General features: G+C 70.3%; 12 protein-coding genes. 6 read left to right on the top strand and 6 right to left on the bottom strand.

Annotated elements, in window-relative coordinates; genetic code table 11:
* The first annotated feature begins 76 nt into the window (after positions 1-76).
* From QQM39_RS26385 to QQM39_RS26375, 3 genes are all read left to right on the top strand, one after another.
* Entirely contained in the window at positions 77-1,573 is a 1,497-nt protein-coding gene (locus tag QQM39_RS26385) for a metallophosphoesterase family protein (RefSeq protein WP_302000028.1), read from the top strand.
* 25 nt (positions 1,574-1,598) lie between these two features.
* On the top strand, positions 1,599-2,318 hold the full coding sequence (locus QQM39_RS26380; RefSeq protein ID WP_302000027.1) for a class I SAM-dependent methyltransferase: 720 nt from the start codon (positions 1,599-1,601) through the stop codon (positions 2,316-2,318).
* Positions 2,319-2,484: 166 nt separating this feature from the next.
* Entirely contained in the window at positions 2,485-2,766 is a 282-nt protein-coding gene (locus tag QQM39_RS26375; RefSeq protein WP_302000026.1) for a hypothetical protein, read from the top strand.
* A 90-nt stretch (positions 2,767-2,856) separates the two neighbouring features.
* Here QQM39_RS26375 and QQM39_RS26370 read toward each other — a convergent pair whose 3' ends face one another.
* The 3 genes from QQM39_RS26370 to QQM39_RS26360 all read right to left on the bottom strand — a co-directional run bounded on the left by QQM39_RS26370 (position 2,857) and on the right by QQM39_RS26360 (position 4,817).
* On the bottom strand, positions 2,857-3,702 hold the full coding sequence (locus QQM39_RS26370) for a DMT family transporter (RefSeq protein WP_302000025.1): 846 nt from the start codon (positions 3,700-3,702) through the stop codon (positions 2,857-2,859).
* Positions 3,703-3,786: 84 nt separating this feature from the next.
* Entirely contained in the window at positions 3,787-3,975 is a 189-nt protein-coding gene (locus QQM39_RS26365) for a DUF397 domain-containing protein (RefSeq protein WP_302000024.1), read from the bottom strand.
* Positions 3,972-4,817 carry a helix-turn-helix transcriptional regulator gene (locus QQM39_RS26360; RefSeq protein ID WP_302000023.1) on the bottom strand — a complete coding sequence of 282 codons (846 nt, stop codon included), beginning with the start codon at positions 4,815-4,817 and terminating at the stop codon, positions 3,972-3,974. Before QQM39_RS26360 ends, QQM39_RS26365 begins: the two co-directional genes overlap by 4 nt.
* A 136-nt stretch (positions 4,818-4,953) precedes the next feature.
* Between QQM39_RS26360 and QQM39_RS26355 the strand changes: the two genes are divergently transcribed.
* Together QQM39_RS26355 and QQM39_RS46280 are read left to right on the top strand one after the other, a co-directional pair.
* Complete coding sequence (locus QQM39_RS26355; RefSeq protein WP_302000022.1) at positions 4,954-5,358, top strand: ATP-binding protein; 405 nt, start codon at positions 4,954-4,956, stop codon at positions 5,356-5,358.
* A 366-nt stretch (positions 5,359-5,724) separates the two neighbouring features.
* A complete protein-coding gene (locus QQM39_RS46280) occupies positions 5,725-5,976 on the top strand; it encodes a PIN domain-containing protein (protein WP_367669119.1) in 252 nt (83 codons plus the stop codon).
* A 67-nt stretch (positions 5,977-6,043) separates the two neighbouring features.
* On the opposite strand, the gene QQM39_RS26345 is transcribed toward QQM39_RS46280, so the two are convergent.
* Both QQM39_RS26345 and QQM39_RS26340 read right to left on the bottom strand, forming a co-directional pair.
* Positions 6,044-8,353, bottom strand: coding sequence for an MMPL family transporter (locus QQM39_RS26345; RefSeq protein ID WP_302000021.1), 2,310 nt, complete (start codon positions 8,351-8,353; stop codon positions 6,044-6,046).
* A 264-nt stretch (positions 8,354-8,617) separates the two neighbouring features.
* Positions 8,618-9,223: a TetR/AcrR family transcriptional regulator gene (locus QQM39_RS26340; RefSeq protein ID WP_302000019.1), complete on the bottom strand. Its 606-nt coding sequence runs from the start codon at positions 9,221-9,223 to the stop codon at positions 8,618-8,620.
* 166 nt (positions 9,224-9,389) lie between these two features.
* Here QQM39_RS26340 and QQM39_RS26335 point away from each other — a divergent pair, with 166 nt between their 5' ends.
* Entirely contained in the window at positions 9,390-12,686 is a 3,297-nt protein-coding gene (locus QQM39_RS26335) for a S41 family peptidase (RefSeq protein ID WP_302000017.1), read from the top strand.
* A 75-nt stretch (positions 12,687-12,761) separates the two neighbouring features.
* Here the strand turns inward: QQM39_RS26335 and QQM39_RS26330 are convergent, their stop codons facing one another.
* On the bottom strand, positions 12,762-12,947 hold the full coding sequence (locus QQM39_RS26330; RefSeq protein ID WP_302000016.1) for a hypothetical protein: 186 nt from the start codon (positions 12,945-12,947) through the stop codon (positions 12,762-12,764).
* Between the last annotated feature and the right edge of the window lie 60 nt (positions 12,948-13,007).

The raw sequence follows: 13,007 nt of genomic DNA, 5'->3' as shown, positions 1-13,007 counted from the left end.
AGATGTCGCGCGCCGGCCCTGGCCCAGCCGCCAACGCCGCCTCCCCCGTTCACCGCTCCGGGCCACATCGAGGGACATGCGCTGCTGCTTCTCCGCCCACCTCCCCGCTCTCGCAGCACTGTCGGCCTTCCCCGGCCCCTGCGAGGTGCTGCGCTCCGGCGCGCGCCTCGCCCCTGCCCTGCTGCGGACGGCCTCGGCCGCCATGCAGCGGGCGCGCTCCCACCACCCCGACGACCTGGCCGCCGTCAATCTGGAACTGGTCACCCTCACCGAGGACACCGCCGTCATCACCTGGTACACCGGCATCCCCGGCACCGACGACGGCCTGGGTCACCCCCTCCCGGCGATCACCGAGGGCGAGGTCGTCTACGGCACCCACCCCTCCCGGCTCAACCGCACCGCGTCCGAGGGCCGGCCGACCGCCCACCACCAGGTCGAGCTGACCGACCTGGAGCCGGGGCAGACGTACTACTACCAGGCCCGCTCACGGGGCGTGGCCGCCACACCCACCCCGCTGCACCTGGTGCGCGGCAACGCCGTGGGCACGTCGACGTTCGGGTTCGGTTCGGGCGGCGGGCCGTACTCCTTCACCACCCCGCAGCCCCCGCCCGGCCGGCACCTGCTGTCGGTCGCGCTCTGCAACGACCTGCACCTCGGCGAGACCACCGCGGGCCTGGTCGGCGGCCTGCCCCTGCTGCGCGGGGTGCCGCAACTGCCGGGGCGAGCGCCCTATCCGGAGCTGATGAGCCGCGCCCTGGTCGAGGAGGCCCGGCGGCGCGGGGCGGACCTGCTGCTGGCCGGGGGCGACATCTCGGCCGGCGGAGCCGCTCACGACCTGCGCGAGGCCCGGCGGATCCTGGACGGCTTCGGCACGCACGGGCAGGACTACTTCGTCGTACGCGGCAACCACGACCGTTCCCAGGACGCCGGCGTCTTCCGTACCGCGTTCCCGGGGGGCGGCGGTGGCGACGACGGGCCGGGGTACTTCGCCCGTGACCTCGGCGGGCTGCGGATCATCGGCCTCGACACCTACGTCAAGACCGGCAACGGCGCCGACGCGGGCGGGCTCGGGGCCGAGCAACTGGCTTGGTTCCGGGCGCGGTTGAGGGAAGCACCGGACCAGCCGACGCTGGTGTTCGGCCACCATCCGCTGACGGTGCGGGACTCCGTCTTCCCGGTGACCCGCGGCCAGTGCCTGGAGCGCCGCCAGGCCCGCGCCGTCGTGGACGCCTACGCGTCCGCACCCGGCGTCTTCCTCCACCACGCGGGCCACACGCACCGCAACAAGCGCACCGTGCTGACGCGGGCCCCGCACGTCACCCAGCAGGAGGTCGCCGCCGCCAAGGAGTACCCCGGCGGTTTCACCCTGCTGCGCATCCACTCCGGCGGCTACGCCCTCAACCACTACAAGTCCGGTGACCTGGCGGCCCGGCAGTGGAGCGAGCGCAGCCGCCGGGTGGCCGCGGGGCTTTGGCCGCACCATGCCCTGGGCCGGTCGGTCACCGACCGCAACAGCGTGACCTCGCACGACCTGTCGGGCGTCACGGTTTCACAGGGCGTGAATCGCACGTAACAGCGAGTGTCCGTAGCATCGAAGCATGGCCACCCTCTGGGACCTCATGCGGGACTGCATCCCCGACGACCACGCCCGTCAGGTCACCTCGCGCTACTACGTCGACGAGGTGATGGGCGCACCCGGCGCACCCGGCCTGGTCGTCGATCTGGGGTGCGGCCGCGGCGCGTCGGCCGCGCTCTTCCGCAAGCACGCCCCGCGGGTGCGGTGGGTCGGGATCGACATCCGGGACTCGCCGGAGGCCGGCCGGCGCACCCCCGGCGGTGACCCGGTGGTGCACTACGACGGCGTCCACCTCCCCCTCGGCTCGGACTCGACTCCGCTGATCTACTCCCACCAGGTCTTCGAACACGTCGCCCGCCCGCGCGAACTGCTGGCGGAGATCGCCCGAGTGCTGGCGCCCGGTGGTCTTTTCATCGGATCAACATCCCAATTCGAGCCGTACCACTCCTTCAGCCTGTGGAACTACACGCCGTACGGCTTCCGGATCCTGGTCGAGGAGGCGGGGCTCGCGCTGGAGGAGATCCGGCCCTCGCTCGACGGAGTGGCGCTGATCATGCGGAGTTACCTGGGCCGGCCGCCGGAGTACAGCCGCTACTGGGACCAACAGTCCCCGCTGAACACCGAGATCGACCAGTGGGCGCAGGACGGCCGCCGCCGAACGGCCCTGGTGAACCTGCGCAAGCTCACGTACTGCGGTCAGTTCGCGTTCCGGGTGGGCAAGCCGGCCCTCGCCCAGGCCTGACGCACGGCACTTCTAGTGCAAGATCGTGAAACTCGGCGTGCCTCAGGATGATTTGGGGCCTTTCCTACTTAATCTCCCTTAATCGTGAGGAGTCGCCCCTTTTTATGAGGAGTCGATCCTTCACGCAGCGCACCCACCTCACTCCACTCACTCCACCGGAGATGACATGCACAAGCTTCGCAAGGCCGCCGTCCTGGTCGCCGCCCTCAGCACCGTCGGCCTCGCGGCCGCCGGAACCGCCCACGCCGACGGCAAGGGCCGCGGGGGCAACGAGTTCAAAGTCCAGCAGAGCACCCAGTGCAAGTCCCACGACCTGAACATCGACATCCTCGGTGTGGTCGGGGTGCTCAACGGCGCGCTGGGCGGCGCCCTCAACGGCGAAGGCAACGAGGGCAGCCAGGCCACCAGCCTCGGCTCGAAGATGGGCTGCAGCAACAGCGCCTTCTGACGCAAGCCTCCTGCCGCACAAGGGTCACAGGCGGTCAGCCAACGGCTGACCGCCTTCCCTGGTGCACAAGGGGTCCCCGCGCAAGGTTCCCTAATTCGCGTGCAGCATCATCCCGATGCCCACCACCAGCAACGCGGCCCCCACCATCCGGGCGGCCCCGAACCGCTCCTTGAAGAAGACGGCCCCGATGGCCGCCCCCACGATGATCGAGGACTCCCGCAGGGCCGCGACCGGCGCCAACTCCGCCTTCGTCTGCGCCCACAGGACCAGCCCGTACGCGGCGACGGACAACGCCGCGCCCAGCAGCCCCAGCCCCGCGAACGGACGCAGCACGGCAACCGTCTCCCCGCGCCAGCGCCAGACCGCGTACGCCGGGACGGCGAGGCCCTCGACCGCCATCAACCAGGCGATATAGCCGACGGACGAGCCGGAGGCCCGTACGCCCAGCCCGTCGAGGACGGTGTACGCCGCGATGCTCAGCCCGGTCGCCAGCGCCGCGCCGATCGCCGCCCAGTCGGGCCGGCGCCCGCGCAGACCCCACAGGGCGACGCCGGTGAGCCCCGCGCAGGAGCAGGCGATCCCGGCGGCCGCCCACCCGTCCGGCACCTCGTGGGCGACGAAGGCGGCGAGTACGGCGACGACGATCGGCGCGGTACCGCGCGCGATGGGGTAGGCCTGCCCGAAGTCGCCCAGCCGGAAGGACTTCATCAGCAGCGCGAAGTAGACGATGTGGACGAGGGCCGACGCGAGAAGATACGGCCACGCCTCCGCCGCCGGGAACGCCGCGAAGCACGCGAGGACCGCGCCGATCAGCGTCCCCCCGCCCGCGATGAGCGTGAACGCGACCAGCTTGTCGGTGATCTTGTGGGCGATGGCGTTCCAGCTGGCGTGCGTGACGGCCGCCAGCAGGACGGCGGCCGTGACCAGCGGGGTCACGAAGTCGTACGGTGCCCGAAGGGCGGTACGCCGTCGGCGGCGAAGATCAGCGACTTGCAGATCTGACGGGTCATGCTCCGCAGACTAGCGGTCGGATACGTGGCCCACGAATGAATTCCAGTTTCCCGGCGCGATGGTGAGGTGAGGGGCGTCGGGGGTCTTGGAGTCGCGGATGTGGATGGTGGCGGGGGTGGTGGCGACCTCGACGCAGTCGTTGCCGTTGCTGCTGTCGCTGTAGCTGCTCTTGAACCAGTGGAGTTCCGGGGTGCTCATAGTTCTCCCAGCGCTTGCTCGATGAAGGCCAGAGATTCCCCTGGCGTGAGCGCCTGAGCCCGGATAATGCCATACCGCAGGTCAAGAAGCCGGAGCTGCCTCGGATTGGAGACTGGACGGCCGCCGAAGTCGCCGTCGGTGCGCCCGACTCCGGTTCCGTCGCCGAACTTCAGCACCTGAATCCGGCCCCCCGTCCCGGGGTGGTTCGCGCGGGAGGTCGGCATCACCTGAAGCTCAACGAACGGCAACTGGGCCACCGCCAGCAGGTGTTCGAGCTGTCGGCGCAACACCATTGTGTCCCCGATCGGGCGGCGCAGCGTGACCTCTTCCTGGACAAAGCTGAGTTCTGGCGCAGGGGACCGGTCGAAGATGGACTTCCGGGCCATGCGTCCCGCCACCATTCGCTCAAGCTCGTCGGGTGAGTAGGCCGGACGCCATGTCGCAAGCAGCGCCTGCATGTACTCCTCGGTCTGCAACAAGCCGTGCAGGTTGTGGTTGCCGTACATCAACAGCTCAACCGCACGACCCTCCAAGTCCGCCAGCTCCCGCACCTTCTTCGGGTACCGAGCCTGCTCCATGTCCCGCTTGAACGCCTTGAGATGCCCCTGCGCCTTCAGGACGTCGTCCGCCCTGTCCAGGAACTCCGGCCGGGGAATCCGCTGGCCGCGCTCCATCTTGCGGACCATGTCCTCGCCGTAGCCCATGACCTCACCGAACTCGGCCGCCCGCATACCCGCAGCCTCCCGGCAGACCTTGAGCAGCCGCCCCACCGCCTGAACCACCGGCTCGATCTCGTCCCCGGGCTCGACATCCCAACCGGCCTCGTCCGCAACCTCGTTCATGCCCACCTCCACCGCGCAGTCGTACCCCGTACAACCCCTGAGACAGCCGAGACAGCACGAGACAAAGCCGGACAGTCCCGCTACGCACAGGAGCGATCACTCACCCAGGCAAGCCGATCAGGACACGCTGAGTGACATGAACCGCGAGATGACTGCCCCTGAAAACGACCTCACCTCCCCCATCCGCAACTTCAGCGTGCTGCTGTCCCCCACGCCCCGCGGCGCCCGCCTGGCCCGTCTGCTCGCGAGGGAGCAACTCCGCAGCTGGGGACTCCCGTTGGACCCGGCGGAGCACATCGTGGCCGAGTTGGCCACCAACGCCGCCACCCACGGCCGCGTCCCCGGCCGCGACTTCCGCCTGACTCTCCACGTCGTCGCCGACACCCTCCGCATCGAGGTCACGGACACCCGCGCCGACCGTCTGCCCTGCCTCGTTCCGTCCGGCCGGGGTCTGCTGCTCGTGGACGCGCTCGCCGACCGATGGGACGCGGCGCCGGGGCCGTACCCGCGCAAGACGGTCTGGGCCGAGCTCGATGTATGAGGTATGGGCCACCTTTGTATGAAGCACATCTCACGGAGGAGCCATGTCCGCAACCCAGATCGACTCGGCGACGCACCGAGGCCCGATTGCGTCACCTGGAGCGAGCCCAGCAATGGGATGAGGACGTCTTCTGGCGGCGCCACGCGGCGGAGAAAGGGGCCGTCGACCCGGGGCACACGGAGAAGGACCTCGCCTGAGCGTGATCCGCTATCTCGCCGACCCGACCGCCGTGTGGCGGCTTCAACGCGACCGAAAGCTCAACGACCTCTCGTCGCACGAGCTGGACGACGCGGGGGGATCGGGTCATGTGCCGCCCAGCGCACCGAATTCCTTCAGTCGGCCCGCAACCTCGACGAGTACGACGACATGGCCGAGATGTTTGCCGAGCTGTATCCGGACGTCTCCGTCCCCAAGGGCGCGTGGCGCTGGATCGAGGCCGGGCAGCACAGGCTCGCCCAGCGCGGGCAGCACCAGAGCCTTTCCGCCGTGGACTGGCTGGTCTGTGCCACCGCTGCCCATCACGGCCTGGTCGTACTGCACGACGACAACGACTTCCGTGCCGCCGCTCGCGTTCTCACGGACGTCACCGAGCGGAGTGTCTTCGCTCCGCCCGTATGAAGAAGCCGGTGAGGGCGCCCCGTCCCCACGGAGCCCTCACCGGCCGGCCCACTTCAATGGTGAACGGTCAGACCCGTGCCAGCGCGCGGTCCCCGTCGGAGTCCGAGTCCTTCCCGGTCTCGGCGTCCGTGCGCAGCCCCTCGCCCTCCACGTCCACGTTCGGCAGGGCGCGGTCCAGCCACTTCGGGAGCCACCAGGCCTTCTTGCCGAGCAGTACGAGGACCGCCGGGACGATGGCCATGCGGACGACGAACGCGTCGAAGAGGACCGCGATCGCGAGGCCGAAGCCGATCATCTTGACCATCGACTCGCTGGCTCCGATGAAGCCGGAGAACACCGCGATCATGATGATCGCCGCGGCGGTGACGACCCGCGCGCTGTGCCGGAAGCCCGTCACCACGGCCTGGGTGGGCCGCTCGCCGTGGACGTACGCCTCGCGCATCCGCGTCACGAGGAACACCTCGTAGTCCATGGCGAGGCCGAAGACCACGCCGACCATGAAGATCGGCATCATCGACATGACCGGGCCGGTCTCCTGGACGCCGAAGAGGTCGGCGAGCCAGCCCCACTGGAAGACCGCCACGACGGCGCCGAGGGCCGCGAGGACCGACAGGAGGAAGCCGAGGGCCGCCTTCAACGGGACGAGGATCGAGCGGAACACCAGGATCAGGAGGAGGAAGGCGAGGCCCACCACCAGGATCAGATACGGCACGAGCGCGTCGTTCAGCTTCTGCGAGAAGTCGATGTTCATCGCGGTCGTGCCGGTGACCAGCACGTTCGCGTCCGTGTCGGCCTTGATCCCGGCGCCCGCGTCGCGGATGGAGTGCACCAGGTCCTCGGTGGAGACCGATGACGGCTTGGAGTCGGGGATCACGGTGATCGTCGCGGTGTCGCCCGCCTTGTTGTACGTCGGCGGGGTGACCGTGACGACGTCCTTGAGGCCCTTGATCTCGTCGGAGACCTCGGTGACCGCGTTCTTCGGGGCGTCGCTCGTCCTGGCGTCGACGACGACCATGAGGGGGCCGTTGAAGCCGGGGCCGAAGCCCTCGGAGAGCAGGTCGTAGGCGCGGCGCTGGGTCGTCGACGTCGGCTGCGAGCCGTCGTCCGGGAGGCCCAGTTCGAGGGAGGTCGCCGGGAGGGCCGCGGCACCGAGGCCGAGGACGCCCAGCAGGAGGACGGCCAGGGGACGGCGTACGACGAAGCTCGCCCAGCGGGTGCCCATGTTCGGCTTGTCCGCGTTCGGCTTGTCCGCGTTCGGCTTGTCCGTGTTCGCCTTGTCCGCGCTCGCCTTGTCCGCGCTCGCCTTGTCGGCATTCGCCTTGGCCGCGGCCGTCTTCTTGCCGCGTCCGAGGAGCTTGCCCTTCTCTCCGCCCGGCTTCACCTTCCGGCCCGCGTAGCCGAGCAGTGCGGGCACCATGGTCAGCGCGATCAGCACCGCGATCACGACCGTGCCCGCGGCGGCGACACCCATCTTCGTCAGCATCGGGACGTTGACCACCGCGAGGCCGACGAGCGCGATCACCACCGTGAGGCCGGCGAAGACCACCGCGGAGCCCGCGGTGCCGGTGGCCCGGCCGACCGCCTCCTCGCGGTCGCGGCCCTCGGCGAGTTCGGCGCGATAGCGGGAGACGATGAACAGGGCGTAGTCGATGCCGACGGCGAGGCCGATCATCATGGCCAGGGTGGAGGTGGTGGAGCCCAGGTCGAGGGCGTTGGCCAGCGCGGTGATCGCCGAGACGCCGATGCCGACGCCGATCAGCGCGGTGAGCAGCGGCAGACCGGCCGCGATCAGCGAGCCGAAGGTGATGACGAGGACCACCGCGGCGACCGCGAGGCCGATGATCTCGGAGGAGGCGGCCTCGGGTGCCGCCTGGAGCGCGTCACCGCCGATCTCCACGGTCAGTCCGGCGTCCCGCGCCTGCTGCCCGGCGTCTTCGAGTGCCTCCCGGCTGGCGTCCTTCAACTCCATGCCCGGCACCTCGTACCGCACCGAGGCGTACGCGATGGTGCCGTCCTTGCTGACGGCGTGCGCCTTGTAGGGGTCGGCGACGGAGACGACCTCGGAGCCGTCGGACAGCTCCTTCACGGTCTGCTCGACGGTCGCCTTGTGGGCGGCGTCCGTCATCTTCTCGCCGTCGGGTGCCTTGAAGACGACACGGGCTGTGCCGCCGTCCGCGCTGCTGCCCGGGAAGCGCTGTTCGAGCAGGTCGAAGGCCTTCTGGGCCTCGGTGCCGGGGATGGAGAAGGAGCTGGATCCGGCGCTGGGGGCAGTGGCCGCGCCGACGCCCGCGAGGGCGAGCAGCGCGACCCATATGAGGGCGACGAAGTGCCGTCGCCTGAAGGCGAGTCGGCCGAGTTTGTACAGGAACGTGGCCACGGGGGCGTCTCCCGGTCAGGTCGTGGGGTCGGGGGGCCTGTATCGGAATCCCGGCCGGATCAGCGCACGTCGTCTGGTGCGTGCGATCGCAAGGCGCCGGAGCGCCCTCGTGGCGGAGCCACGTGGGCGGTTCGGCAACGCGGCGAGCGTGCGTGCCAGACGACGTGCGCCCGGCCGGGGTTCCGACACAGGCCCCAGGGCAGGGGTGATCAGCCCGACGACGTGAGCGGTTACGTCAGGTGGAGGGCTTGCTCAGGGAAGGGGTCAGTCGGTGGAAACGCCGAGGGCGGGGAGGACCACGGCGTCGATGTACGAGATGAGGAAGGCCTGGGTCGGCGGCAGCTCGTCGAGCATCGTGCGGGCGGCGAACCCGCCCAGCATCATGTGCGTCATGTAGTCGATCGCCGGGTTGTCCGCACGGACCTCGCCCCGGTCGATCGCCCGCTGCACCAAGCGACGGAACTCCGCCATCTCCGGATCGATGAGGTGCTCCCGGAACGCCCGCAGGAGGTCCGGGTTGCTGTGCACGGCCATGGCCAGACCCCGCATCAGGGCGGAGGTCTGCTCCATCTCGCAGTCGTCCGAGCGCATGGTGAGAGCGTGCAGGTCGCCCTTCAGCGATCCGGTGTCGATGCCGCCGAGGCCGATGCCGCCCGGCTTGCTGTGCCGGACCGCCTTGGCCACCAGCTCCGGCTTGCCGCCCCACTGGCGGTAGAGCGTCGCCTTGCTGGACCGGGTGCGGGCCGCCACGGCGTCCATGGTGAGGGCGTCGTAGCCGACCTCCCGGAGCAGGTCGAGCACGGCCTCGTACAACTCGGCCTCGCGCTCAGGGGTGATGCGGCTGCGACGCGCGGTTGCGGCCTCGGTCACCGTTCTCACCTTCCCACTTCCGAACGACACGGTTTCGTACACCACGAAGGTACCCCATCCCTCACCGAAACGAAACGGTTTCGTTCGCCTCCCGCTTGTGTTCTGGGTCACGCGAGTCCTTGTGTCACGAGTTGCCCCGGTACGTCCACAGGAAAAGCATGGGGAGGTGAGCTACCTGCGCCTACCGCATCTGAGCGGCGATCTGCTGTGCTTCGTGGCCAAGGACGACCTTTGGCTGGCCCCCCTCGACGGCCCGGGCCGCGCCTGGCGGCTCACCGTGGACCGCACCAAGACCGGCCACCCCCGCTTCTCCCCCGACGGCCGCCACATCGCGTACACGAGCTGGCGCAGCCTGGTCCCCGAGATCCACCTGGTCCCGGTGGACGGCGGCCCGGGCGGACAGCTCACCCACTGGGGGTCGGCGGACACCCAGGTGTGCGGCTGGACACCCGACGGGATCATCCTCGCCGTCGCCTCCCACGGTGAGCCGTTCTCCCACTTCACCTGGGCCTACAAGGTCAGCCTCGGCGGCGACCCCGGCCGCAAACTCCCCTGGGGACCGTGCTCCGACATCCAGGTCGCCGACCTCGACGGCGAGCGCAAGACCCTGCTCCTGACCGGCACCCCACCGCACGAGCCGGCCGCCTGGAAGCGCTACCGGGGCGGGGCCACGGGCCGCCTCTGGCTGCACGGCGAACGCCTGCTGGCGGACATCGGCGGCCACCTCCACTCCCCCATGTTCGTCGGCGGCCGTATCGCCTTCCTCTGCGACCACGAGGGCGTCGGCAACCTCTACTCGTGCGCCTACGACGGCTCCGACGTGCGCCGCCACACCGACCACGACGCCTTCTACGCCCGGCACGCGTCCAGTGACGGCACCCGTGTGGTGTACCAGTGCGCGGGCGATCTGTGGATCGTGGACGACCTCGCCTCCGACAGCGAGCCGCGCAAGCTCGACGTGCGGCTGAGCGGGCCGCGCGCGGGCCGCCGTACGTACCAGGTGCCCGCCGCCCAGCACGTCGACGGCATCTCCGTGGACGAGACGGGCCGCGCGAGCGCCGTCGTCGTACGGGGCAGCCTGTACTGGCTGACCCACCGGGACGGCCCGGCCCGCACGATGACCGACACCCCCGGCGTACGGGTCCGGCTCCCGGAGATGCTCGGTTCGGTCGGCCAGGTCGCGTATGTGACGGACGCGGAGGGCGAGGACGCCATCGAGATCGCGTATCTGCCGCGGGCGACGGGTGACCGCGAACCGCGCCGGCTGGCCTCGGGCGAGCTGGGCCGGGTCCTGGAGATGGTCGCCGACCCGAAGGGCGAGCGCCTCGCGATCGCCGCGCACGACGGACGGCTGCTGCTCATCACTGTGCCCGACGAGGCGGCTGCCGCCGCGGGGACCGAGGACTCGAACGGCGAGGTCACCGAGCTGATCCGGTCGATCAACGGCCCGGTACGGGACCTGGCCTTCTCCCCGGACGGGACCTGGCTGACGTGGTCGCACCCCGGGATCGGCCGCTCCCTGCGCCAGATCAAACTGGCCCGCATCAAGGACAGCCTGATCGTCGACGTCACCAACGGCCGCTTCGAGGACGAGAACCCGGTGTTCACCCGGGACGGCCGCTACCTGGCCTTCCTCTCCTGGCGGGGCTTCGACCCGGTGTACGACGTCCACACCGGCGACCTGTCCTTCCCGCTCGGCTGCCGCCCCTACCTGGTGCCCCTGTCCTCCGCGACCCCGTCCCCCTTCGCCCTGAACCCCGAGGGCCGCCCTGCCGCCGGCGGCCTGGACCCCGTGGAGGACGAGGAGGGCGGGGACGCCGGTACGACGACCGTCGAGGTGGAGGGCCTGGAGAGCAGGGTCACCCCCTTCCCGGTCGCCGCCTCCAAGTACTCCGCGCTGCACCCGGTCGCGGGCGGCGGACTGGTCTGGCTGCGGTGGCCGATCTCGGGCGCGCTGGGCGAGACCTTCGCCAACCCGGACGACATGACCGGGCGGCCGACCCTCGAACACTTCAACATCAGCAAGGCGAAGAAGGCCGAACTCGTCGACCACCTGGACTGGTTCGCGATCAGCGGCGACGGATCCCGCCTGGTCCTGGTCGACGAGGGCGAGCTGCGGGCGGTGCCCGCGTCCGAGTCCGGCGACAGCGACTCGACGGTCTGGATCGACCTGCGCCGCATCCTGCACGAGGTGGACCCGGCCGCGGAGTGGAGGCAGTCCTACGCGGAGGCGGGCCGGCTGATCAGGGCGTACTTCTGGGAGCCGGACATGTGCGGCATCGACTGGGACGCGGTCCTCGACCAGTACCGCCCCCTGGTCGAACGCGTCGCCTCCCCCGACGAGTTCGCGGATCTGCTCCGCGAGGTCCTGGGCGAACTGGGCACCTCACACGCGTACGTCGCGGCTGCCCGCCGCAACGAGGGCCCGGCGCACTACCAGCGCTGGCAGGGCCTGCTGGGCGCCAACTTCGTCCGCAGGGACGAGGGCTGGATGGTCAGGCGCATCCTCCCCGGCGAGTCGTCCGACTCCAAGGCCCGCTCCCCGCTGGCGGGCACCGGAATCCGGGAAGGCGCGCTGCTCACCCACGTCGACGGACGCCCGGTGGACCCGACCGCGGGCCCCTACCCCCTCCTGGCCGGCTCCGGCGGCACGACGGTGGAGCTGACCTTCACTCCGGCGGACACTCCGGCGGAGGGCGAGGCGGGCCGCGCGCGGCGGGTGGCGGTGGTCCCCCTGATCGACGAGCGCCCGCTCCGCTACCAGGACTGGGTCGCCAAACGCCGCGCCGTCGTACGGGAGTTGAGCGGCGGACGCTGCGGCTACCTGCACATCCCGGACATGGGCGGCTCGGGCTGGGCCCAGTTCAACCGGGACCTGCGGATGGAGATGTCACGCCCCGCACTGATCGTCGACGTACGCGGCAACGCGGGCGGCCACATCAGCGAGCTGGTCGTGGAGAAGCTGACCCGCACGATCCTGGGCTGGGACCTGACGAGAAACGCCCAGCCGGTGTCGTACGCGTCCAACGCCCCGCGCGGCCCGGTGGTCGCCCTCGCGGACGAGGCGACCTCCTCGGACGGCGACATGATCACGGCCGCCTTCAAACTCCTCAGGCTGGGCCCGGTCGTCGGCCAACGCACCTGGGGCGGAGTCGTCGGCATGACCGGCCGCCACCGCCTCGGCGACGGCACGGTGATCACGGTGCCGATGAACGCGGCATGGTTCGACGCGTACGGCTGGTCCATCGAGAACAAGGGCGTAACCCCGGACGTGGAGGCCCTGCGCACCCCCCTGGACTGGGCGGAGGGCAGACACGCACAGCTGACGGACGCGGTGGAACTGGCCCTGAAAATGCTGGAGGACAACCCCCCGGCAACTCCTCCGGACTACTCGCACGTCCCGGACCGGTCGAGGCCGAAGCTTCCGCCGCGTTCCAGCGAGGCGAGCCGGCGGCCGTCCTGAAAATCCTGTACCGACACAAACGCGGGGCACCCCCAAAAAAAGCAGGGGGCACCCCACGTTCATCGAGCGCGACGACTACCGGTCGAAGTCCTGGTCGAAGCGCTCCTCGTCCTCACGCTCCCGCATCCGCTCGGACTCCTCGTCCCGCTGCGGGCGCTGACGACCCTTCTGCTGAGCCTGCTCCCGCGCCTGCTGCGCCTTCTGGCGAGCCTGCTCCTGCAGCTTCTCGGACTTCTCCTGGAACTGGTCCTTCATGCCCATGTGGGTTCACTCCCATGGTGGGTGGGGGGTTGGCCCCTCGCTGGGGCCTCGACCAGATTC

Source organism: Streptomyces sp. DT2A-34 (assembly GCF_030499515.1).
GTDB lineage: Bacteria > Actinomycetota > Actinomycetes > Streptomycetales > Streptomycetaceae > Streptomyces.
This window is presented reverse-complemented; position numbering and strand designations above follow the sequence as displayed.

What these genes read in the sequence shown, in the direction of transcription:
- QQM39_RS26380 (WP_302000027.1), top strand. Translation starts at nt 1,599, where the DNA reads ATGGCCACCCTCTGGGACCTCATGCGGGACTGCATCCCCGACGACCAC.
- QQM39_RS26385 (WP_302000028.1), top strand. Translation starts at nt 77, where the DNA reads ATGCGCTGCTGCTTCTCCGCCCACCTCCCCGCTCTCGCAGCACTGTCG.
- QQM39_RS46280 (WP_367669119.1), top strand. Translation starts at nt 5,725, where the DNA reads ATGGCCGAGATGTTTGCCGAGCTGTATCCGGACGTCTCCGTCCCCAAG.
- QQM39_RS26360 (WP_302000023.1), bottom strand. Translation starts at nt 4,817, where the DNA reads ATGAACGAGGTTGCGGACGAGGCCGGTTGGGATGTCGAGCCCGGGGAC.
- QQM39_RS26355 (WP_302000022.1), top strand. Translation starts at nt 4,954, where the DNA reads ATGAACCGCGAGATGACTGCCCCTGAAAACGACCTCACCTCCCCCATC.
- QQM39_RS26365 (WP_302000024.1), bottom strand. Translation starts at nt 3,975, where the DNA reads ATGAGCACCCCGGAACTCCACTGGTTCAAGAGCAGCTACAGCGACAGC.
- QQM39_RS26375 (WP_302000026.1), top strand. Translation starts at nt 2,485, where the DNA reads ATGCACAAGCTTCGCAAGGCCGCCGTCCTGGTCGCCGCCCTCAGCACC.
- QQM39_RS26330 (WP_302000016.1), bottom strand. Translation starts at nt 12,947, where the DNA reads ATGGGCATGAAGGACCAGTTCCAGGAGAAGTCCGAGAAGCTGCAGGAG.